Origin of the sequence: Nitratireductor arenosus, assembly GCF_009742725.1 — a bacterium.
In the GTDB taxonomy this organism is placed as follows: Bacteria; Pseudomonadota; Alphaproteobacteria; order Rhizobiales; family Rhizobiaceae; genus Mangrovimarina; species Mangrovimarina arenosa.
The window spans coordinates 230,463-251,860 of the sequence record NZ_WPHG01000003.1 but is presented as its reverse complement, the minus strand read 5'-3'; the positions used below and the strand labels follow the sequence as shown (position 1 = coordinate 251,860).

Sequence of the window (21,398 nt, the reverse complement as noted above, 5' to 3'; positions counted from 1 at the left end):
GAACACGAAGAGCAGGATTGCCTACTTCGCGGGGGCATCTGTTAGCGAAATGAGCGCGTCATCGTCAAGAAACCAATCGCAACGGCCGGCTCGAACCTGAAAAAATGAACAACGCCCGCCGCGCCGTCCCGACGCGGTCGCCCCCCTTTCAAGCCGGCTTGCCCCGTGGTCAGGCCTCGTCTTCGGAAGCCAGCGCCTTGACCAAATCGATCACCTTGCGGCGCACGCGGGCGTCGGAGATCTTCACGAAAGAGCGGTTGAGCTGAAGCCCTTCCGCGCTGCTGAGAAAATCGACAACGTAGCTGGTCGAACGATCTTCGGAAAAACCCTTGTTTCCCGGAAGGTGATCGACCGGCGCATCCTCGAAAAAGAAGGCCACCGGAACGTTCAGGATCGATGCGATCGCTTGAAGTCGGCTGGCGCCGACCCGGTTGGTTCCTTTTTCGTATTTCTGGATCTGCTGAAACGTCACGCCGAGACTTTCGCCAAGCTTCTCCTGGCTCATTCCCAGCATGTTTCGCCGCAGACGAACGCGGCTCCCGACATGGATATCGATCGGGTTCGGCTTCTTCTTGTTGTCAGGCATAATGTCCTCGCCGTTTATCACGGGCTTTTCAATTGGCTCCAACGAGTTCCCGCCAAATGCCCATGGCCCCAGAATCACGGGCGGCGAGAGAGAGGGCGATTTGGCAATCCATGCCTGCCTTTAGCGACTTTCGCACCTCACTTGGAACGTAGCCTCTGACTGATATTCATACCACAAGCCAGGGTTGCAAAGAACAATATAATCAATAAGCCATTGCGTCCGGCATCAATCATGCGCCGGCTTTGGCGATCAGGAACGAATAGTGCGACATCGAGGGTCCCGACCGCATCGAGCGCGAACGCGTCGACGACCCGGCCCTTTTCGTCGACTATCGCCGAAATTCCGTTGTTCGCCGCCCTGATCAGCGGCATTCCGGTCTCAACGGCGCGTACCTGGGCCTGCCGGAAATGCTGATAGGGACCGGCCGTGTCGCCAAACCAGGCATCGTTGGTGACGTTAACGATGATGTCAGCCTGTGCACCCATGCCGGCCAGCAGGTCCGGGAAAATGATCTCGTAGCAGATCATCGGCAGCGCGCCGACCCCACCCGGCGCGGACAAAACGCGACGCGCCGATCCCGCCGAAAAGCCGCCAACCGTTTCAGCCACGGTTTCGAAACCGAGCCCATCGAGCAGGTCCTGGAAGGGCAGATATTCGCCGAAGGGAACCAGATGCAACTTGTCGACGGCATCGACGATCTCGCCATCGTCGTTAATGGCAACGACGGCGTTATAGTAGCGCGGCTCATCCTGGGTCGAGGCGGCCGTCTCGGACCGCACCGCGCCAAGGAACAAAGCCTGGCCGGATCCGAGCATCGCGCCGATCGCGGCAAGCGCGTCGGGCCTTTCGGTGATGACGAAAGGCAGCGCTGTCTCCGGCCATACGATCAGATCCGGCCGCTCACGGCCTTCGGCGGCGGCCCGCGCCGACAGATCGAGCAGCGTCTTCATGATGCGGGCCCGCTCCTGCGGCTCCCATTTGCCGCTCTGGGAGACGGACGGCTGGACCACCCGGACCTGCAGCCGGCGCCCGCCCTCGGCCGGCGGGACGAAATGCAACTGGACGATGCCGTAGCCGAGATGCGCGCCGATCAGAAGAAGCGCCACGACGATGCCCGCCCCGCGATGACGCCGGAAACCGGCGAGCGCCGGCATGGCGAACACCAGAACCGCAAGCGCGTTCATCCCGAACAGGCCAACGACCCCGACAGACTGCATCAGCAACGGCACCGGCATGGCCGCGTAGCCGACCGCGTTCCAGGGAAAACCGGTCAGGATGAAGCTACGCAGCCATTCCGCAATGCCGAAGGCGGCAGCGAGCGCGACGATGCGCCCGATGCCGTCGGCCCATGCCAGGCGCGCGAGGGCGGCGGCCAGGCCGTGGAAGACGGCGAGCAGGGCGGGCAGGCCGAGCACGGCGATCGGCAAAGCCCAGGCAAAATTGTCCGCGTCCACCAACAGGGCGCGCCCGACCCACCACAGCCCGGCGACGAAATAGCCGAAGCCAAACCACCAGCCGATGGCGAACGCGCCGCGCAGCCGCCTTACGAGGCGATCTCCGGGATCGGGCGCCACGCCGTCCAGGAGCCAGACGAGCACGGTGAAAGAAACGAAGCCGGCCGGAAAAAAGTCGTAGGGCGGCAAGGCGAGCACGGCGCACGCGCCCGCCAGGACGGCGATGGCCACCCGCCGCCATCCCCACTGCAAGATCACGCGCGCGGCAAGGTCGGTCATCCGGCTTTCCAGTCAGCGAATCAGGGGCCCGAGATTTAGCAATCCGGCCAAAGCCTGCCAAACGCGGCTTGCCCGAAACCGTCGCCGGCGAACGGACCCGCCTGCGGGGGATCCGACTTCAGGCCTCGTCGGCGGGATGATCCCTCAGGGAACGCGCTCTGCGCCCGGGCATGCGCAACTGCACGATACGCACGCGTTTGACGCGGCGCGGATCGGCGTCGAGCACGTGGAATTCGAAGCCGGGAATAGCCTGGACAACCTCGCCACGTGCCGGCACCCGGCCGAGCGTGTTGAAGATGATGCCACCGATCGTGTCGACGTCCTCGCTGTGCTCCTCAGCGGCGAAGCCGTCGCCGATGGCCTCGGCGACGTCGTCGATCTCGGCGCGGGCGTCGACGACGAAGACGCCGTCGCCGGCCTTGGTGATCATCGGCTCCTCGTCGTCGTGCTCGTCCTCGATGTCGCCGACCACCATCTCGACGATGTCCTCCAGCGAGGCCAGGCCGTCCGTGCCGCCATATTCGTCAATGACCAGCGCCATCTGGGTACGGGCGGCCCGCATCCGGTTCATCAGATCGGAGGCGAGCATGGAGGGCGGCACGAACAGCACCGGCCGCGTCAGGCTCAGGTCGCCGATCGTGCGCGTCAGATCGACCTGACCAAGGTCGAGATCGGCGGTCTTTGCGGCCGCGCGCTTGGCGCCGCGCGGTTTTTTCGCCCGGGCCGAGCGCGTCAGTTGGGTGACGGCGTCGCGAATGTGAACCATGCCGCGCGGATCATCCAGCGATTCGGCATAGACGGGCATGCGCGAATGCCCCGATTCCTCGAACATTTTTAGCAACTCGCCGAGTGTGGTCGAAAGCTCGACCGCCTCGATGTCAGCGCGTGGCACCATGACGTCCTCCACCCGCACCTCGCGCAGGCGCAGAATGTTGTGCAGCATGGCGCGTTCGCCCGGCGAAAACGGTGCGCTGTCGTGCTGGCCGTCTGCGAGCGCATCGGCCAGATCCTCGCGCAGGGTCGACCCGTTGCGCCCGCGAAATAGGCTCATAAATCTCTGAAATAGGCCCCGACCACCATTTTGGGGCGGCGCCCCGGTACTCGAGCTTTCCTCGGGCGGTTCGCCCGAGCCCGCATCGTCGCCCGCCTCGGGCGCGGCGACGGCTTGTTCACGCTGGTTCATCGCAGTCGGTCATTCGCTCCGGTCAGTTGCGGTATAGGGATCGGCGATGGCAAGCCGCGCCAGAACGCGCCTTTCGGTCGCTTCCATATGGTCCGCGTCGTCGTCGGTTTCATGATCATACCCCAAAAGATGCAACAGACCATGAACCAAGAGATGGGTGAGATGGTGATCGAAAGGCTTTGCGTCCAGTGTCGCCTCGCGGCGCACCGTCTCGAATGCGATCACGATGTCGCCCAGCATAGGCGGAATACGGCTCGGACTCGGATCGGGAAAGGCGGGAAAGGAGAGCACGTTAGTGGGCTTGTCCTTGCCGCGCCATTGCCGGTTGAGCGCGCGCATGGACCTGTCGTCGGTGAAGGTCACGCCAAGCTCGCTCGCGCCGGAACGCAGATCCAATTCCGCGATCACCGCCCCGACCGCGCCCGCGACCCGGGTCTCCAGCTTTTCCTGCGGCTCCCATGCCCCCGCCTCGACGGCAATCATTACGTCCACCGCGAGCGGGCCGTTCCCGGCCCGGCCCGGTACCTGATTGCTCACACGTCGCCCCCGCGATGGTCGCGCCCGACGCTGTGGCGGTCATAGGCGCGCACGATCTCGGCGACGAGCGGATGGCGCACGACGTCCTTGTCCTCGAACCGCACCGTGACGATGCCCGGCACCTCGTCGAGCACATGCAGGGCCTCGACCAGACCGGACTTGGCGTTGTGCGGCAGGTCGATCTGGGTCGGATCGCCGGTGACGATCATGCGCCCGCCTTCGCCCAGGCGGGTCAGGAACATCTTCATCTGCATGGTCGTCGTGTTCTGCGCCTCGTCGAGGATGATCGCCGAATGGGCGAGCGTGCGCCCGCGCATGAAGGCAAGCGGGGCGATCTCGATCACCCCGGCGGCAAGCGCGCGCTCGACCTTGTCGGCCGGCATCATGTCGTAGAGCGCATCGTAGAGCGGACGCAGATAGGGGTCGACCTTCTCCTTCATGTCGCCGGGCAGGAAGCCCAGCCGCTCGCCCGCCTCGACCGCCGGCCGCGACAGGATGACGCGCTCGACAAGCCCGCGTTCGAGCAGCATGGCGGCGTGCGCCACGGCGAGATAGGTCTTGCCGGTGCCGGCCGGGCCGACGCCGAAGACGAGTTCGGCGCGGTCGAGGGCGCGCATATAGGCGTCCTGGTTGGGCGTGCGGGCGTAGATCGTGCGCTTGCGGGTCGTGATCTGGGCGGCGGCCATCTTGCCCTTCTTTTCCAGGGTCGGCAGCGTCAGTTGGTCATCGGCCGCGACTGCCATGCGCACCGCCCCGTCGACTTCGGACGCCGACAGGTCGACACCCTTCTGCGCCAGGTCGTAAAGATAATCGAGGGCGCGGCGCGCCTGCTCGGCGGCCGAGGCCTCGCCGTGGATCGAGAGTTGATTGCCCTTCGAGCGGATGTCGACGGAAAGCTGCTTCTCCAGCCGGGCCAGGTTCTCGTCGAACTGGCCATAAAGCGCGCTGGCATGTTTGTTGTTGTCGAAGGTGAGGACGATATGGGCTATGTCGGAGGCCCCGGACGGGCTCGCTTTCAAAGTGGTGCCGGCGTTCAAACGCGTCTCCCTGGCTTGCCCCGTGCCTACGGTCAAGCGGTCACGGCAAACAGGCTGTTGGCGCCCGTGCGCGTGATTCGCACATCGACAATGTCGCCGATTTCGCCAGGCTTTTCATCAAGAATCACCGGTATCAGCCACGGCGAACGACCGGCCCACTGGCCCGGCGAACGCCCCGGTTTTTCGATCAGCACGTCGGTCCCGCGCCCGACCAGCGAGCCAGCGAAGGCGCGCTGCTGGGTGGTGAGCAGTGCCTGCAGGCGCTGCAATCGTTCATCCTTCACCGCTTCGGCGACCTGATCGCCCATATCGGCGCCCGGGGTGCCGGGCCGAGGCGAATATTTGAACGAGTAAGCCTGCACGAATGTGACATCCCGCACGATCTTCATCGTCGCCTCGAAATCGGCAGCCGTTTCGCCGGGAAAACCGACGATGAAATCTCCGGACAGGGCGATGTCGGGCCTGGCCGCCCGGATCTTGTCGACCAGGCGCAAATAGTCGGCGGCGCTATGACGACGGTTCATCGCCTTGAGAATATTGTCCGAGCCCGTCTGGACCGGCAGGTGCAGATACGGCATCAGCGCGTCGAGGTCGCGATGGGCCGCAATCAGCGCATCGTCCATGTCACGCGGATGGCTGGTGGTATAACGCAGGCGCGCGATGCCGGGAACGCCGGCCAGCCGGAACAGCAACTCACCCAGCCCCCACTGCCGGCCGTCGGGGCCCTCGCCGTGCCAAGCATTCACATTCTGCCCCAGAAGGGTAATTTCGCGTACGCCGGCTTCCGCCAGCCTTTCGGCCTCGGCCACGATCTGGCTCACCGGACGCGACACCTCGGCGCCGCGCGTATAGGGTACCACGCAGAAGGTGCAGAATTTGTCGCATCCCTCCTGGACGGTCAGGAAAGCGGTGACGCCGCGCCGCTTGACCTCGCCCTTGTGGAGCTGCGGCAGGCGCTCGAACTTGTCCTCCAGCGCATAGTCGGTGTCCACGACCTTGCCGCCGGCGCGCACCTTGCGCACGGCCTCCGGCAGGCGGTGATAGGTTTGCGGCCCGATGACGATGTCGACGACGGGCGCGCGCGCGATGATCTCCTCGCCCTCGGCCTGGGCCACGCAGCCGGCGACGCCGATCACGGTCTCATGCCCGTCGCGGGCGCGCTCGTCCTTGAGCTTGCGGATGCGGCCGAGCTCGGAATAGACCTTTTCGGCCGCCTTCTCGCGAATATGGCAGGTGTTGAGCAGGACGAGATCGGCCTCCTCCAGCGTCTGGGTCGGCACGTAGCCGTCGGCCGCCAGCGCATCGGACATGCGCTGGGAATCGTAGACATTCATCTGGCAGCCATAGGTCTTGACGAAAACCTTCTTCGGCCCGCCTTCACCGTCTGGGCGTTCGCCCGCTTTGTCGATGTCCGCAATGTCGGTTTGGATCATGGCCGGGCTTCTAAACCGTTTCACCGCTGGATGGAAGCGGTTGCGTTCGACGGTCTTCGGACCGTTCGGCCGGGTCTCACGCGTGACGACGCTCACCCGCGTCGATCGGTGCCGTAGGCGGCGAGAAAGACACGCACGCCCTCGACCGCGTAGCGGCGCAGCTCCTGCCGGCCGGGTATCGCGGCGTCGCCCAGAAGCATGGCCCGATTGAGCGGTTCGGACATCACCAACCAATTGAAATGCGACGCGGCCATGGCGGGATCGTCGAGCGTTAGAAGGCCGCGCGCGGCCAAGCGTTCGAACAATGCGGCAAGCTCGGCCAGCGCCCGGGCGGGGCCACGCTGGTAGAGCACCCGCGCCAGATCGGGAAAACGGCTCACTTCGGCGATCACCAATCGGCGCAATTGCATGATGCGCGGCGTCAGCACAACAGTGAGCTGGCGATGGGCGTAATCCTGCAAATACGCTGCGAGGCCGTCATCGCCGTCGAAGACGGGCGTCCGGTCGTGAACCATATCGCCAGCCGCGTCGGTCATGCCGGTAACGATATCGACGAACAGCGCCTCCTTGCTTTCGAAATGCTTGTAGACGGTCTGCTTGGAAACCGAGGACATGGCGGCGATCTCGTCCATGCTGGCGCCGGGATAGCCGCACTTGAGAAAGACCTCCGTGGCGGCGTCGAGAATGGCACGACGCTTTTGCGCCGAGCGCGATGTGCTGGTGGCGTCGTCCGGTGGTCGCGCCGATGCAGGCCTGGTCATGCTGCTTTTCCCGTTTCGATTCCCGGTTGACATGACAGTACTGGACAGTCTAGTTTTTTGCAAATGGAGAACTGGACCGTCCAGTTTTTCTTGTGATCGCACATCTCGCCAGGAGAAGCGTCAATGCCGAACCGTGCTGGCCCTGGCGACGAGCGCCGTGATGGGAACCGCCTTGGCTGACGACGACACGCGGCCGCGCGCAACGGGAGAATTCGCCATGCCTCACCCAACCGAAACGTCAATGCTCAAGGTTCCCGGCGCGCGGCTTTATTACGAAGTCCACGGCCAGGGACCGCTGCTCTTGATGATCGCTGGCGGGCCGACCGACGCTGGCGTATTTACCGGCCTCGCACAGCATCTGGCCAACCGCTACACCGTCGTTACCTACGATCCGCGCGGCAATTCGCGCAGTCCGCTCGACGATGCACCCGCCGATCTGGATGTGGACGTCCACGCCGACGACGCGGCCCGGCTGATCGCGGCGCTCGGCGACGGCGCCCCGGCCGACATCTTCGGCACCAGCGGCGGTGCGCAGATCGGGCTGAATCTCGCGGTCCGCCATCCCCGACACGTGCGGGCCCTCGTCGCGCACGAACCGCCGTGTGTGCTGATGCTGGACGATCCCTCGGCGGTCATCGCCAAGGACCGGGCGATCCAAGACACCTACCGGCGCGACGGTCTTGAGGCCGCCGTCAAGGAATTCATGGAGATGGCGGGGCTGGACGATGCCGGCGGACCTGCCGACGCGCCGCCCCACCTGCCGCCAGAGGTCCTGGAAACCTTCACCCGGATCAACGCAAACATGGAATATTTCATCGCCCACGGGCTGACGCCGCTGTCGCTTTACCGACCCGAGATCAACCGGTTGCGCGGAGCCGAAACGCCTGTCCTGGTTGGCATCGGCGAGGCGTCCAACGAGGATGCCGCTGGTCCCGGCCGCGCCCTCGCGGCCAGGCTCGGCATCGAACCCGTCGCCTTCCCCGGCGACCACGGCGGCTACGGTCCGCACGCCGGCGCCTTCGCCGAAATTCTACACGCGGCGTTCGGACGAAACCAAACCAGACGCCAATCTCACCTCAACTAAGCGGAGCAACGGCCATGCATATCCAATTCGCCGAACTGCCTGTCTTCGACCAGGAACGCGCCAGGACATTCTATCTCGAAAAACTCAACTGCGAGGTCGCTGCCGACGCGCCGATGGGGCCGGACGGCTGGCGCTGGATCGAACTGCGGTTCACCGGTGCCGAAACGACGCTCCATTTTGTCCGGCGCAGCGACGAAACGCCGTCCTCCGACCCGGTTATGGTTCTGGTCGCCGACGATATCGCAGCGATTGTCGAGAGATTGAGGGCGGGCGGCGTCGAGATCATCACCGAGCCACAAGAGGCGCCATGGCAACCGGGGCGGATCATCGCCGAATTCCGCGACAGCGAAGGCAATCGCATGGTGATCGGCAGCCGGCAGTAACCGGGACGCCAAAGAGCCGCGCCCGGAGGGACGCGGCTCGTTCTTGCGACAAATGTCGTGGCTGCCGGCGGCGGGCTCAGAATTCCTCCCAGCCGTCCGCTTCGGGCATCGTGGCCACGGCCTGCCGGCCGCCCGCCGTCCTGAGCTGGGCTACCGGAGCCGCGGAGCGGGTTGCGGTTTCGCGCCCCGCCACCGACCTGCCGCCGCCGACGTCGAAGCGCGCGACCAGCCTGGTCAGGTCGTCGGCCTCCTTGGCCAGCGAATGGCTGGCCGCCGTCGACTGCTCCACCATCGCCGCGTTCTGCTGGGTCACCTGGTCCATCTGATTGACCGCGACATTGACCTGGCCGAGACCGGTCGACTGTTCCTGCGCGGCATCGGCGATTTTTTTGACCAGATCCGACATCTCGCTTACCTGGCCGACGATCAGTTCCAACACCTCGCCGGTCTGTGCGACCAGGCCTACGCCCTGGTTGACCTGGCCGCTCGAAGTGGAAATGAGCGCCTTGATCTCCTTGGCGGCCTCGGCCGAACGCTGGGCGAGCGCGCGCACCTCCTGGGCGACGACCGCGAAGCCCTTGCCGGCGTCGCCGGCGCGCGCCGCCTCGACCCCGGCATTGAGCGCCAAGAGGTTGGTCTGGAAGGCGATCTCGTCGATCACGCCAATGATCTGGCCGATCTGCTCGGACGATTTTTCGATCTGCGCCATCGCGCCGACCGCATCGCGCACGACCGCACCCGATTTTTCGGCGCCGTCACGCGCCTCGTCCGAAACCCGGGACGCCTGCAGCGCGTCCTCGGCGGTCTGCCTGACGGTGCGCGTCACCTGGTCGAGCGCCGCGGCCGTCTCCTCGAGGCTCGCCGCTTGCTGCTCGGTGCGCCGTGACAAATCATCGGCCGCCTGGCAGATCTCGCCGGTGCCGGTCTTCATCGCGCCAATCGCGCCGGTGACGGTGGTCATCGTCTCCTGCAGCCGGGCCATGGCATCGTTGAAATCGTCCTTCAGTTGCTGCGTTTTGGGCGCGAAATCAATTCCGATGCGATGCGTCAGGTCACCGCGCGCCAAGCAAGCCAGCCCCTCCGCCAAGGCGGAAACGGCGACGTGGTCTTCCGCGGCCTCGCGCGCCTTTTCCGCTTCGGTACGGTTGCGTTCGGCCTCGCCGGTCTCACGCAGTTCCACGGCCTGGGCCTCGACGCGCAATTTCTCGATCGCAGCATCCTTGAATATCCGTACGGCCTGCGCCATCCGCCCGACCTCGTCGCCGCGTCCGGTCGCCGGGACCTCGATCTGATTGTCACCCTCGGCAAGCCGCCCCATGACCGAGGTCAGTCCGCGGATCGGCGTCGCGATCGAGCGGCTGAGCAGGTAGCCGAGAGCGGCGGCCAGAAGCACCGCGACGGCCAGGCCGCCATAGAGCGCGGTGTTGGCATCCGCGACCGCCGTCGTGACCGCGGCCGAATTCCTGGCGTTGGTCTCGACCTCCTCGGCGATGAAGGCGTCGATACCGTTTTCGATCGGCTCGATCAGCCCGTCGGCAGTCCCGGTGGGGCCAACCATCTCGATCGCCTTGAACCTGAATATCGGATCGGCCGCGAGCTTCTTGCCCGCCTCGATCACCTGCGCGCGGTAGGTACCAACATCGGCCGCGATCGCGTCGATCCGCGCGACCAGTTCCGGCGACGCCTGTTTCAACGCCCTCAGGCCGGCCAACTGTCCGCGCAGGTTGGCCTCGTGGCTGTCAACGCGTTCGAGATAATATTTGTCCATCGACAGCAGATAGCCGCGATAGGAATTTTCGACGCGAGCCAGCGCCATGCGCGCGTTCATCGCTGCGCCGGCCGCGCTCTTGGACCGTTCGGCGGCCGCATCCGCGCGTTCGATCGCCGAAAGGTTCCACAGCGCCGCGCCGCTCATCGCCACGATGATGGAAATCACCGCCAGAAAGGCCAGTCCCAGTTTCTTCGATATTGCCAGATTTTTCATGGATGGTTCGTCCCCGACCGAAAATGCCGCATATACCAGCCGATTCGATCCTGGGAGTCGCAAGCACATCCGCCGGACGTGCTTGAGCCCGAAGCGCGGCACCCCACTTCCGCCTTCGGCAGGCTGGCCGGCTTCGTCCCGGCGGCTGTTTGCCCGCGAACTGTTATAACGCGGCAGGTGAATTTAGCGTTAATCGGCCCCAACTCCGGCATCACACGGCCCCCGGTTGCAGTGCGGATCGTCCTACCCCGAAATTTCAGGATGCGGCGGTAGAGATTGATTCAGCTTCTGGACCTAATATCGGCAGGCAAACGGATGGTCGGCTGTCGATAGCGGTGCCGACGGACAGAACATGCGGAGACGCGTGGCGTGCGATTACAGGTTCGACGAAACCGAAAATGCGCCGTGAAAACGGCTACATCCGCAACCGGACCGGGCCAGCCCGATGGCGCCACCGGTATGGGGCGCTCGTGAATAGCCAATTTCCTCCACCAACCGATACGGCTCCGGCCGGACCGCCGCTATCGCTCGGCGGGCTGGGAATCACGTCGGAGCAGATCGCCACCGCGCTCTCGCGCATCGTGACACATGCGGCGGCGCCCCAGCGCAAGCGCAGAGTTCAGGGCCTGCCGCTGGATGACGCGGATCAACTGTGGGTTCGCTCGATGCTCGATGCTCTGCCGGCGCCGGTCTACGCCACCGACACGGACGGTTTCATCACCTATTTCAACCAGGCGGCCGAAACCTTCGCCGGCCGCAGGCCCGTGCTGGGGGTCGATCGCTGGTGCATCACGGAGCGGCTCTACAATCCGGACGGCTCGCCGCTGGCGCACGAGGACTGTCCGATGGCGCTGGCGATCCGGGAAAATCGGGCCGTGCGCGGCGCCGAGGCGATTGCCGAACGGCCCGACGGAACACGGATTCCGTTTGCGCCGTTCCCGACGCCCATCCCGGGACCGTCCGGCAGTATCGTGGGGGCCGTAAACGTTCTTCTCGACATCAGCGCGCGCAAGCGCGCCGAGAAGGAAGCAGCCCATCTGGCGTCCCACGACGCACTGACCGACCTGCCCAATCGGACCTCGTTCCACACTATGCTAGGTCAGCTTATCGCCAAGCGCGCCGGCGGCGACGCGCCCTTCGCCGTGCTGCGCATCAACGTGCTCGGCCACACCCATATCAGCGACATGTATGGCCATGCGACCGGCGACGAAGCCCTGCGGGCCATCGCCCTGCGCCTGAAAAAGGCCGTCGGCAAAACACCTCTGTTTCATATCGCTTCCGACACTTTCGCCCTCGTGCTGAGCAAGCCGGCCGGCCGCGACGGCCTGCGCCGCTTCGCCGCGAACCTTTGCTCGGCTGGAACCGCTGGCGTCGGCGCGCGCGAGACCGGCTCGACGATCGCGATCGGATGCGCGCTCTTTCCCACCGACGGACGGGATGCCTCGACCCTGCTCGCGAACGCAGCGGGGGCGCTGATACGTGCCCGGCGGACGAGCGAGGATCCGCTGGTGTTCTTCGACCCCAACGAGGATCTCGCCGCGCGCGACCGCCAGTTCCTGAAAAGCGAACTGCGCGCCGCGATCGGCAACGGCGCGCTTATCCTGCATTTCCAGCCGCAACTCGCCGCCGACGGCACGGCCGTTGCGTTCGAGGCGCTGGTGCGATGGAACCACCCGACGCGCGGCATGATCGGACCGGTTGATTTCATCCCGCTGGCGGAAGAAGACGATACGATCGTCAAGATGTCGGAATGGATCCTGCGCGGCGCCTGTCGCGAGGCCGCGTCCTGGGAAAATCCGCTGCGCGTGGCGGTCAATCTGTCGCCGCTCCATTTCCGCAGCGGCAACCTGCCAGGTACCGTTCAGGCGATCCTGGAGGAGACCGGCCTGGCGCCGGACCGGCTCGAGCTCGAGATCACCGAAGGCGTCATGGTCCAGGATTTCGAGCAGGCGATGTCGATGCTGCGCAAGCTGCGCGATGTCGGCGTGCGCATCGCGCTCGATGATTTCGGGACCGGCTATTCGTCGCTGTCATACCTGCAGGCTTTCCCGCTCAGCACACTCAAGATCGACCGCTCCTTCACCGAAAATCTGGGCCGGGTCGAGCAATCGGCGGCCATCATCCGCTCGGTCGTCGGCCTCGGTCACGCGCTCGGGCTGGAAGTCGCCGCGGAGGGCGTGGAAAGCCAGGAGCAACTCGACTTCCTGATCGCCGAGGGCTGCGACCTCGTGCAGGGCTATTTTACCGGCCGCCCGGCCGATATCGATGCCTTTCGCCGCCTCACCGGCCGAGATATCGTTCAGCGCGACGAAGCGCCCGGCCTGCGCAGCGCCTGAACCATCAGCCCGCGGATTTCGGCCTCCACGCGGCGCGCCACCTGCTTGCGGTCGCTGCCGGGCTCGAATCGAACCGGCACTCCGAAATGCACTTCCACATCCATGCCGCCCTCGCGGATCAAGGCCCCGAGATGCGGTATCAGGTCGGCATCGCCGATCCACGAGGCGTGCCGGCGATGGAACCTGCCCATCGGCATGCCGTGCAGACGGGTATAGGCGATCGCAACGGGCTGGATCGTCACGTTCGGGACACCGTCCTGGCCATCATCCGCATGCGCGTCGAGCGCGGCCTGCGCGGCGGCGAACAGGGTGCTTTTGAACGGCGCGACGAAATTCCCGTCGGACGTGGTCCCCTCGGCGAAAAGCACCATCACATCACCGGTGGCGAGCCGCGCGCCCAGTGCGCCCGCCTGGATCGCCGAGGTCCGGGCGCGGTCGCGCTCGACGAACACGGTGCGCTGCAGCTTGGCGAGCAGGCCGAAGACGGGCCAGCCGGCCATGTCGGCCTTGGCGACGAAGCCAAGCGGCATGATCGCGCCGAGCACGGGAATGTCGGTCCAGGATATGTGATTGGATGCGATCAGCAGCGGGCGACGCGGATCGGCGGCGCCGTGGACGCGGACGCGGATGCCGAGCAGGCGCAGCGCCAGCCCGTGCCACAGGGTCGGCACCATGCCGGGATCGGGAACGCCAATACGCAAGGCGATCATCTGGACGCCTATGGCGACCAATGTCACCGGCAGCAGGACGGCTAGCACGATTGCCGCCCGGATCGAGGCCATCATGGTTGCGGTGCTTCCCTTTCCCCGCCGCCCGACGCGCTAAACAAGATCGCGGCGCATGACAAGCGCCGCCGTACGCGGCGCGGTCTTTTGCGCATAATAGGCCGGGCGAGCGCCGACCTGGCTGAAGCCCAGTTTTCGATAAAGAGCGACCGCCGCCCGATTGGTCTCGTCAACTTCCAAAAACAGCGCTTCCGCGCGCTGGGCATAGAGTTCGCGCAGGACGGCGTCCATGAGCAGCCAGCCGAGGCCACAGCGCCTGAGCGCGGGCGCGACCACCAAGGTCAGAATCTCGCCCTCGCCCGCAGCCTGCCTGGCCAGAACGAAACCGCCCGGCGCTGCGCCAGGACGCCCGACTTCGCGCGCGGCGAAACCGAAAACCGTCTCCTGATCCAGAAGGGCGGCGAACTCACCGTCGCTCCATGGCCGCGCAAAACCGTCCGCGTGCAGGCTCGACAACGCGGCCGCGTCGGCGGACAGCAGGCGTTCCGCCAGGAATTCGCGCCGGCGGCCGCGCAGAGAAAACAGCGTGCGCATCATCCCTCCCGGCGCGGCAACGCGAAACCGGAATGCGGCCGCGCGTCGGCACCGCGCAAATAGACCGGTTTCGGCTTTTGCCGCGAAAATCCCGAGGCGACGGCGCAGGCCGCGTAGGCGGCGATGTCTCCCGTGCGGCCCTCGCCAGCGAACTGGAATAGATCACCGCCTCCGACCTCGGCGACGAGGCCAGCGCCGGACCCAGTCAAGACGGCCCGGTGATCGCGCGCGAGTGTCGCAGCGCGCGCGGCATCGGTGATCATCGGCGCTTCGATCACGCCGCCCTCGGCGTCATGGATGGCGACGTAAAGCTCGCCGCGTTTGGCGTCGAGAACCGACAGGCAGATGCGAGCGGGAAAGACGCTTCGGGCGTCGCGGGCCATGGCGGCGAGCGTGGTCACCCCCGCGGCGGGAATGTCGAGCGCCAGTGCCAATCCGCGCGCGGCGGCGACACCGATCCTGACGCCCGTAAAGGAACCGGGGCCGGTCGCCACCGCGATGGCGCCAAGATCGGGATAGTCACAGCCGGCATCGGCAAGCGCGCCGGCCATCACCGGGACAAGCGCCTCGGCATGACCCTTGCCGATATCGCGCACCGAACGGCCGAGTTCCCGGCCTGCGCCCGCGTCGAAGACGCAGGCCGCGCAGAGTTCGGCGGCGGTGTCGATGGCCAGGACCTTCATGCGGTTACCGCATAGGCAAAACCGGGCCGGCAAACAAGCGCGGCGTGGCGTGCTGATCCGAAACGCGATCCGGACCTAATGGCCGCCTCAGCCGGCGGCTCCGCGCGCCTTCAGTTCCAGACGGCGCCGGTGAAGCACCGGCTCGGTGTAGCCGCTGGGCTGTTCGCGGCCGTGGAAGACGAGCTCGCACGCGGCCTGGAAGGCGATCGACCTGTCGAAATCCGGCGCCATCGGCCGATAGAGCGGATCGTCGGCGTTCTGACGGTCTACGATCGCGGCCATTTCCTTCATCACCGCCATCACCTCGTCTTTGCCGACCACGCCGTGATGCAGCCAGTTGGCCATATGCTGAGACGAAATGCGCAAGGTCGCCCGATCTTCCATCAGGCCGACATCGTTGATGTCGGGCACCTTGGAGCAGCCGACGCCCTGGTCGATCCAGCGCACCACGTAACCCAGAATGCCCTGGGCGTTGTTGCGCAATTCCTGGCGCCTGTCTTCATCGGACCAATTCGGCCGGGTCGCGACCGGAACAGACAGGATGTCGTCGATATTGGCGCGCGGACGGTTCTTCAATTCCTTCTGCACCGCGGCGACATCGACCTTGTGATAGTGGGTGGCATGCAGGGTAGCCGCCGTCGGTGACGGCACCCAGGCCGTGTTGGCGCCGGCTCTCGGATGGCCGATCTTCTGCTCCAGCATTTCCGCCATGCGGTCGGGCATCGCCCACATGCCCTTGCCGATCTGGGCGTGGCCGGCCAGTCCGCATTCGAGCCCGATATCGACATTCCAGGCCTCGTAGGCGGAAATCCAGGCGGCCTGCTTCATGTCGCCCTTGCGGATCATCGGCCCGGCCTCCATCGAAGTGTGGATTTCGTCCCCGGTACGGTCGAGAAAACCGGTATTGATGAACACGACGCGTTCGGACGCGGCGCGGATTGCTTCCCTGAGGTTGACCGTGGTGCGGCGCTCCTCGTCCATGATACCCATTTTGAGCGTGTTTTTCGCCATGCCGAGCACATCCTCGACACGCGAGAACAGTTCGACGGCAAACGCGACCTCCTCCGGCCCGTGCATCTTCGGCTTGACGATATAGACCGAGCCGGCGCGCGAATTGGCTCGGCGCCCATCCGGCCCGACATCGTGCAGCGCAATCATGCCCGTCATCATGGCATCCATGATGCCTTCGGGAATCTCGGCGCCATCGCGGTCAAGGATCGCGGGATTGGTCATCAGGTGGCCGACATTCCTGACAAGCATCAGCGCGCGCCCGGGGAGCGTCAGCTTGCTGCCGTCCGGCGCGGTGTAGTCGCGGTCGCCCTTCAGGCGGCGCACGAAGGTCTTGCCCTTGGTCACCTCCTCGGCCAGATCGCCCTTCATAAGGCCGAGCCAGTTGCGGTAGGCGAGCACCTTGTCTTCGGCGTCGACAGTAGCGACGGAATCCTCACAATCCATGATGGTGGTGACGGCCGATTCCAGCACCACATCGCAGATGCCGGCCGGATCGTCCTTGCCGATCGGATGGTAGCGGTCGACCGAAATCTCGATATGCAGGCCGTTCTTGCGCAACAGCACGGTCGAGGGCGCTGCCGGATCGCCGCGATAGCCCGCGAACTGGGCCGGATCGGCCAGCACGGCATCGCCCGCCTTCAGCTCTCCGTCCTCAACCGCAAGTCCGGTCATGTCGGCCCAGCGCGCGCCCGCAAGCGGCGCGCTTTCGTCGAGAAAGTCGCGCGCCCAAGCTACGACCCTGGCGCCACGGCCGGGATTGTAGCCCTCGCCCTTTTCCGCCCCGTCGGTCTCGGGGATCACATCAGTGCCGTATAGCGCGTCGTAGAGCGAACCCCAGCGCGCATTGGCAGCGTTGAGCGCGTAGCGCGCATTGGTGACTGGCACCACCAATTGCGGGCCGGCGATCGTGGCGATCTCGGCATCAACATTGGCGGTGGTGATCGAAAACTCGCCGCCCTCCGGCAGGAGATACCCGATTTCCTCCAGAAAGGTCTTGTAGACGCCGAGATCGGCCGGCGCACCGTTTTGGCGGTGCCAGTTGTCGATCTTGGCCTGCAGACGATCGCGCTTTTCCAGAAGCGCCCGGTTCTTCGGCGCCAACTCGTGCACAATCTTGGACAGCGCCGACCAGAAATGGCCGGCCTCCACACCGGTACCCGGCAGGGCCTCGCGGGCCACGAAGTCGTGCAGCACCCCGGCAATCTTCAGTCCCTCGATTTCGATGCGGTCGCTCATCAGCCTTCTCCGTTACGGTCCCCACGCGGCGCGGCGCGCGCGAAAGTCAACGCGTTCAACACCTCGTGCCGGAAGGCGTCAATTCGTCATAGGCATCAAAGACTTTTTCCAAAATGGAAAAACACCATTCCCGCATCGGCGATTCCGACGGGAATGAGCCTTTCTCGCACTTGTTTGCGCGGGAACAAAGAGCGCGAGTGCCGGCCCCGGTATGTTTTCGTCATCAACACCGAAGTTCCATAAGGAGATTGAAAAATGTTCACGCGACGCCAGGCACTGATGGGCGCGGCCGCCACGGCGGCGCTGACCGCGATGCCCCCGCTGACGGCGGTCGCCAGCACCAGCGGCGCCGACATTGCCACCTTGCCGCGCGAAAAGGTCACGCTGGTCGCGCCGCCATTCGTGCATGCGCACGAGCAGGTCGCCACAAGCGGACCCAAGGTGGTCGAGTTCGTGCTGCCGATCGAGGAAAAGCCGGTCGTCATCGACGACGAGGGCACGACCCTTCAGGGCATGACCTTCAACGGCTCCATTCCCGGACCGATGATGGTGGTGCATGAGGGCGACTATGTCGAGCTCACGCTGATCAACGCGGCCAGCAATTCCCTGCCGCACAATATCGATTTCCACGCCGCCACGGGCGCGCTCGGCGGCGGGGCATTGACGCTGATCATGCCCGGCGAGCAGGTCAAGCTGCGCTTCAAGGCGACCCGGTCGGGCACCTTCGTCTACCATTGCGCCCCCGAGGGCGCGATGATCCCCTGGCACGTGGTCTCAGGCATGAGCGGCACGATCATGGTGCTGCCGCGCGACGGGCTGAAGAACGAGAAGGGCGAGCGCGTCACCTACGACAAGCTCTACTATGTCGGCGAAAACGACTTCTACGTGCCGCGCGACGAAACCGGGGCCTATAAGAGCTACGATAGCCCCGGCGAATCCTATGCCGACACGGTCGAGGTGATGCGCGGGCTGGTGCCCACCCATGTGGTCTTCAACGGCGCAAAGGGAGCGCTCACCGGCGACAACGCCATGCGCTCGAAGGTCGGCGAGACCGTGATGATCGTCCACTCCCAGGCCAACCGGGACACAAGGCCACACCTGATCGGCGGCCATGGCGACTTCGTCTGGGAAGAGGGTAAGTTCGACAATCCGCCGGCCAAGAATCTGGAAACCTGGTTCATCCGCGGCGGATCGGCGGGCGCGGCGCTCTACACCTTCCTGCAGCCGGGCGTCTACGCCTATGTGAACCACAACCTGATCGAAGCCGTCGAACTCGGCGCCACCGCCCATTTCGTGGTCGATGGCGAGTGGAACGACGATCTGATGAAGCAGGTCGAAGCCCCGGGACCGATCCCGACCAACTGACCTGACGCTGCGCAAAAAAAAGCCAGTCGCCATGGCCCGGCACAGGCGCCGGGCCATGGCTTTCGGGAGAAGACGCCATGCCGCACCATGTCGCCGAAGCCATCATCGGAGCCGTCGCAGCGGTGGCCGTGCCGGCAGCAATCGGTCTGGTCGACTGGGCCGGATCGACGTCAGGTCCGGCGCCGGCCGCGGTGGAGACGGTGGCGATCGCTCCCGGCGCGATCGACTTTCCCCTGCCCGGCGAATTCCTCGCAGCCGGCCGGCCAGCCGCGGCTCCGAGCAAGACGGTTCGCTTCGACCGTACCTTGCACATCATGGCCAACCAAGTCAGCCTCGCCGCCTACGATGAATGCGTGGCGGCAGGCGCGTGCCGCCCCGCCGACGGTGCGCCTTCCGCGCACGCGGCCGAAATTCCGGTAACGGGTGTCAGCTATCTCGACGCCGCGGCCTATGCCGCCTGGTATTCCCAGGTCACCGGTGAGACCTGGCGCCTGCCGAGCGCGGCCGAATGGGCGTTCGCGGCAGGCGAGCGGTTCGCCGGCGATCCGTTCGCGGTCGCCGACGATCCCAAAAATCCCGCAATGGCCTGGATCCGCCGCTACGAGGAGGAAGCCGCGGCGCGGCGCGAACCCGACCCGCAGCCCAAGCCGCGCGGCCATTACGGCCCCAACGCGCACGGCGTGCGGGACATGGCTGGCAATGTCTGGGAATGGACGTCGACATGCTACACGCGCGTGACGCTCGACACGGACCTTGCGACGGTCGAACGCACGACCGAGAATTGCGGCGTCCACGTCGCCGAAGGCCGGCACCGGACCTACATGTCCGATTTCGTGCGGGACGGCAAAAGCGGCGGTTGCGCCGTCGGCGCGCCGCCCGACAATCTGGGCTTTCGGTTGGTGCGCGACGACACGCCGGGCTGGTTTGCCCGCCTGAAGGCGCTGGTGCGTTGACGAACCGCCGGCGCAGCACACCGTCGCGACGGCAGTTTTGCCGTCCGGCCACCCCGTAAGGAGGCTGCCATGGTCACGCCGAAACGCCCGATGCAAACACCGCCCGTCGCGCCAGAGGCGCTGGCGGGCGAACGCTCCGCCATCGAACGCCTGCGGCAAGGGCTCCGGGAAGCCGAGCTCGACTGCCGCTGCCGCGCCCGCGCCGACGCGATCCTGGCGCGCATCTGCGCCGAGGACGACGTCGCCACCCGTGCCGCGGCGCTGAGCGACGCACGCAAGATGCGCGACGCAATCGTGCTGGTGACGACCTTGCTCGACGAGCTCAATTCCCTGCAGCCGGACGAGCCGGACCGGACGGCTTTTTCCGAGATCGGAGACCTGTTCGACGATATCGGTGACTTCGCCGCCCATGGCGCGGCGGCCGCGCGCCTGTGCGCGCGGCGCCGGTTCCGTTCAAAACCGGGACTGACGCAATGACGGTTTTGGAACAGCACGGGCCGACCGACCGATCGGTGCTGCGGCGCCGGCGCAGCAGCGGCGAGGACGGACGCGACGGGCGCGGACGCATCCCCTCCACGCTGCCGCTGCTGCATTACGGTTTCCGACCGTTTTTCCTGCTGGCGGCGCTGCATGCCGGCCTGGCCATTCCGGCATGGCTTTGGATGTTCCGCACGGGATGGTCGCCGGCCGGACCGTTTGCCGCGCTCGACTGGCACGTGCACGAAATGCTGTTCGGCTATCTGGGCGCGGTGATAGCCGGTTTCGTGCTGACGGCGGTGCCCAACTGGACCGGCCGCCTGCCGCTGAGCGGCGGGCCGCTTGCCGGCCTGGTCGGGCTGTGGTTTCTCGGACGCGCCGCCAATCTGACCATAGACGACCCGCTGATTGCCATGGCGGCCGATCTCACTTTTCCCGTCGCGCTGGCGGCGGCGGTCTGGCGCGAGGTGGCGGCAGGGAAAAACTGGCGCAACGCACCCGTGGCGACGATGCTTTCGTTGTTCGCGCTCGCCAACGGGCTGCACCACACCGGCACTTTCGAAATCTCGGCAGCCGCGCCCGGCCTGCGGCTGGCGCTCGGTGTCGCGACCGTGCTGATTGCACTGATCGGCGGACGGATCGTACCGAGCTTCACCCGCAACTGGCTGGCCAGGAACGGCGACAGGCGGCTGCCGGCCTCGTTCGGGATCGTCGACAAGGCGGCGCTGGCAGCAACCGTCGCGGCCGTCGCGGCCTGGGTCGCGGTGCCCGATCTTCAGGCGACCGGCGGCTTGCTGCTGCTTGCCGGCCTGCTGCTCGCCGCGCGACTGTTGCGCTGGCGCGGCGACCTCGCCGCGCGCGAGCCGATCGTGCTGGTGCTCCATCTGGGTTACGGCTGGCTGGCGGCGGCGGTGCTTCTCCTCGGGACGTCGATCCTTGTCCCCGGCCTGCCGGCGGGCGCGGCGATCCACGCGCTGACGGCCGGCGCGGTCGGCACGATGACGCTCGCCGTGATGACGCGCGCCAGCCTCGGCCATACCGGGCGCGCGATCGAGGCCGACGGCTGGACGCTGGCCATCTACGCCGCCGTCAGCGCCGGTGCGCTGCTGCGCGTGGCCGCCCCGTTCTCCGACACCCACTACCTGGCGCTGTTGACGGCCGGCGGCGCGCTCTGGAGCCTGGCCTTCCTGCTGTTTGCGGCCCGTTATGGCCCGATCCTGTGCCGGGCACGCAAGGGTTGACATGAATTTTCAACTATCCGGGAGAAACCCGGTTGTGCCCGCGCGTTCGCAAACGC

19 protein-coding genes are annotated in these 21,398 nt (G+C 65.9%); 7 read left to right on the top strand and 12 right to left on the bottom strand.

Translation table 11 applies throughout. The features are described from left to right. Positions 1-169: 169 nt before the first annotated feature. The 7 genes from GN330_RS13235 to GN330_RS13205 form a co-directional block, all read right to left on the bottom strand. Complete coding sequence (locus GN330_RS13235; protein ID WP_156713747.1) at positions 170-586, bottom strand: helix-turn-helix domain-containing protein; 417 nt, start codon at positions 584-586, stop codon at positions 170-172. A 137-nt stretch (positions 587-723) separates the two neighbouring features. Next, positions 724-2,319, bottom strand: a complete 1,596-nt coding sequence (gene lnt / locus GN330_RS13230) for an apolipoprotein N-acyltransferase (RefSeq protein WP_156713170.1) — start codon at positions 2,317-2,319, stop codon at positions 724-726. 118 nt (positions 2,320-2,437) lie between these two features. Next, positions 2,438-3,502 (bottom strand): hemolysin family protein, encoded by a 1,065-nt coding sequence (locus GN330_RS13225; protein WP_156713169.1) that lies wholly within the window; start codon positions 3,500-3,502, stop codon positions 2,438-2,440. Positions 3,503-3,511: 9 nt separating this feature from the next. Beyond that, positions 3,512-3,985: an rRNA maturation RNase YbeY gene (ybeY, locus tag GN330_RS13220; protein WP_156713746.1), complete on the bottom strand. Its 474-nt coding sequence runs from the start codon at positions 3,983-3,985 to the stop codon at positions 3,512-3,514. A gap of 50 nt (positions 3,986-4,035) precedes the next feature. Beyond that, complete coding sequence (locus tag GN330_RS13215) at positions 4,036-5,076, bottom strand: PhoH family protein (RefSeq protein ID WP_156713168.1); 1,041 nt, start codon at positions 5,074-5,076, stop codon at positions 4,036-4,038. Between the two features lie 32 nt (positions 5,077-5,108). Beyond that, entirely contained in the window at positions 5,109-6,509 is a 1,401-nt protein-coding gene (gene miaB / locus GN330_RS13210; RefSeq protein ID WP_156713167.1) for a tRNA (N6-isopentenyl adenosine(37)-C2)-methylthiotransferase MiaB, read from the bottom strand. Positions 6,510-6,601: 92 nt separating this feature from the next. Next, entirely contained in the window at positions 6,602-7,270 is a 669-nt protein-coding gene (locus tag GN330_RS13205; RefSeq protein ID WP_156713166.1) for a TetR/AcrR family transcriptional regulator, read from the bottom strand. 217 nt (positions 7,271-7,487) lie between these two features. On the opposite strand from GN330_RS13205, the gene GN330_RS13200 reads away from it, so the two are divergent. Then, on the top strand, positions 7,488-8,354 hold the full coding sequence (locus GN330_RS13200; protein ID WP_156713165.1) for an alpha/beta fold hydrolase: 867 nt from the start codon (positions 7,488-7,490) through the stop codon (positions 8,352-8,354). Positions 8,355-8,368: 14 nt separating this feature from the next. Next, positions 8,369-8,737, top strand: a complete 369-nt coding sequence (locus GN330_RS13195) for a VOC family protein (protein WP_156713164.1) — start codon at positions 8,369-8,371, stop codon at positions 8,735-8,737. Between the two features lie 76 nt (positions 8,738-8,813). Here the strand turns inward: GN330_RS13195 and GN330_RS13190 are convergent, their stop codons facing one another. Continuing rightward, complete coding sequence (locus GN330_RS13190) at positions 8,814-10,721, bottom strand: methyl-accepting chemotaxis protein (protein WP_156713163.1); 1,908 nt, start codon at positions 10,719-10,721, stop codon at positions 8,814-8,816. 470 nt (positions 10,722-11,191) lie between these two features. Between GN330_RS13190 and GN330_RS13185 the strand changes: the two genes are divergently transcribed. Further along, a complete protein-coding gene (locus GN330_RS13185) occupies positions 11,192-13,057 on the top strand; it encodes a putative bifunctional diguanylate cyclase/phosphodiesterase (RefSeq protein ID WP_210252321.1) in 1,866 nt (621 codons plus the stop codon). Here GN330_RS13185 and olsA read toward each other — a convergent pair. The 4 genes from olsA to GN330_RS13165 form a co-directional block, all read right to left on the bottom strand. After that, positions 13,021-13,842 (bottom strand): lyso-ornithine lipid O-acyltransferase, encoded by an 822-nt coding sequence (olsA, locus tag GN330_RS13180; protein ID WP_156713161.1) that lies wholly within the window; start codon positions 13,840-13,842, stop codon positions 13,021-13,023. The genes GN330_RS13185 and olsA overlap by 37 nt on opposite strands. Positions 13,843-13,878: 36 nt before the next feature. After that, complete coding sequence (locus GN330_RS13175) at positions 13,879-14,376, bottom strand: GNAT family N-acetyltransferase (RefSeq protein WP_156713160.1); 498 nt, start codon at positions 14,374-14,376, stop codon at positions 13,879-13,881. Continuing rightward, entirely contained in the window at positions 14,376-15,059 is a 684-nt protein-coding gene (gene tsaB, locus GN330_RS13170; RefSeq protein WP_156713159.1) for a tRNA (adenosine(37)-N6)-threonylcarbamoyltransferase complex dimerization subunit type 1 TsaB, read from the bottom strand. The genes GN330_RS13175 and tsaB overlap by 1 nt, the downstream gene beginning before the upstream one ends. Before the next feature lie 87 nt (positions 15,060-15,146). Continuing rightward, complete coding sequence (locus GN330_RS13165; RefSeq protein WP_156713158.1) at positions 15,147-17,306, bottom strand: malate synthase G; 2,160 nt, start codon at positions 17,304-17,306, stop codon at positions 15,147-15,149. Positions 17,307-17,561: 255 nt separating this feature from the next. Here GN330_RS13165 and nirK point away from each other — a divergent pair, with 255 nt between their 5' ends. The 4 genes from nirK (at position 17,562) to GN330_RS13145 (ending at position 21,342) form a co-directional block, all read left to right on the top strand. Next, a complete protein-coding gene (gene nirK, locus GN330_RS13160; protein WP_156713157.1) occupies positions 17,562-18,671 on the top strand; it encodes a copper-containing nitrite reductase in 1,110 nt (369 codons plus the stop codon). 77 nt (positions 18,672-18,748) lie between these two features. After that, complete coding sequence (locus tag GN330_RS13155) at positions 18,749-19,624, top strand: SUMF1/EgtB/PvdO family nonheme iron enzyme (protein ID WP_156713156.1); 876 nt, start codon at positions 18,749-18,751, stop codon at positions 19,622-19,624. 69 nt (positions 19,625-19,693) lie between these two features. Continuing rightward, a complete protein-coding gene (locus GN330_RS13150) occupies positions 19,694-20,101 on the top strand; it encodes a hypothetical protein (RefSeq protein WP_156713155.1) in 408 nt (135 codons plus the stop codon). Further along, positions 20,098-21,342: an NnrS family protein gene (locus GN330_RS13145; protein WP_156713154.1), complete on the top strand. Its 1,245-nt coding sequence runs from the start codon at positions 20,098-20,100 to the stop codon at positions 21,340-21,342. Before GN330_RS13150 ends, GN330_RS13145 begins: the two co-directional genes overlap by 4 nt. Positions 21,343-21,398: the final 56 nt, after the last annotated feature.

What these genes read in the sequence shown, in the direction of transcription:
- GN330_RS13235 (WP_156713747.1), bottom strand. Translation starts at nt 586, where the DNA reads ATGCCTGACAACAAGAAGAAGCCGAACCCGATCGATATCCATGTCGGG.
- lnt (WP_156713170.1), bottom strand. Translation starts at nt 2,319, where the DNA reads ATGACCGACCTTGCCGCGCGCGTGATCTTGCAGTGGGGATGGCGGCGG.
- GN330_RS13225 (WP_156713169.1), bottom strand. Translation starts at nt 3,502, where the DNA reads ATGAACCAGCGTGAACAAGCCGTCGCCGCGCCCGAGGCGGGCGACGAT.
- ybeY (WP_156713746.1), bottom strand. Translation starts at nt 3,985, where the DNA reads ATGATTGCCGTCGAGGCGGGGGCATGGGAGCCGCAGGAAAAGCTGGAG.
- miaB (WP_156713167.1), bottom strand. Translation starts at nt 6,509, where the DNA reads ATGATCCAAACCGACATTGCGGACATCGACAAAGCGGGCGAACGCCCA.
- GN330_RS13205 (WP_156713166.1), bottom strand. Translation starts at nt 7,270, where the DNA reads ATGACCAGGCCTGCATCGGCGCGACCACCGGACGACGCCACCAGCACA.
- GN330_RS13200 (WP_156713165.1), top strand. Translation starts at nt 7,488, where the DNA reads ATGCCTCACCCAACCGAAACGTCAATGCTCAAGGTTCCCGGCGCGCGG.
- GN330_RS13195 (WP_156713164.1), top strand. Translation starts at nt 8,369, where the DNA reads ATGCATATCCAATTCGCCGAACTGCCTGTCTTCGACCAGGAACGCGCC.
- GN330_RS13190 (WP_156713163.1), bottom strand. Translation starts at nt 10,721, where the DNA reads ATGAAAAATCTGGCAATATCGAAGAAACTGGGACTGGCCTTTCTGGCG.
- olsA (WP_156713161.1), bottom strand. Translation starts at nt 13,842, where the DNA reads ATGATGGCCTCGATCCGGGCGGCAATCGTGCTAGCCGTCCTGCTGCCG.
- GN330_RS13175 (WP_156713160.1), bottom strand. Translation starts at nt 14,376, where the DNA reads ATGCGCACGCTGTTTTCTCTGCGCGGCCGCCGGCGCGAATTCCTGGCG.
- tsaB (WP_156713159.1), bottom strand. Translation starts at nt 15,059, where the DNA reads ATGAAGGTCCTGGCCATCGACACCGCCGCCGAACTCTGCGCGGCCTGC.
- GN330_RS13165 (WP_156713158.1), bottom strand. Translation starts at nt 17,306, where the DNA reads ATGAGCGACCGCATCGAAATCGAGGGACTGAAGATTGCCGGGGTGCTG.
- nirK (WP_156713157.1), top strand. Translation starts at nt 17,562, where the DNA reads ATGTTCACGCGACGCCAGGCACTGATGGGCGCGGCCGCCACGGCGGCG.
- GN330_RS13155 (WP_156713156.1), top strand. Translation starts at nt 18,749, where the DNA reads ATGCCGCACCATGTCGCCGAAGCCATCATCGGAGCCGTCGCAGCGGTG.
- GN330_RS13150 (WP_156713155.1), top strand. Translation starts at nt 19,694, where the DNA reads ATGGTCACGCCGAAACGCCCGATGCAAACACCGCCCGTCGCGCCAGAG.
- GN330_RS13145 (WP_156713154.1), top strand. Translation starts at nt 20,098, where the DNA reads ATGACGGTTTTGGAACAGCACGGGCCGACCGACCGATCGGTGCTGCGG.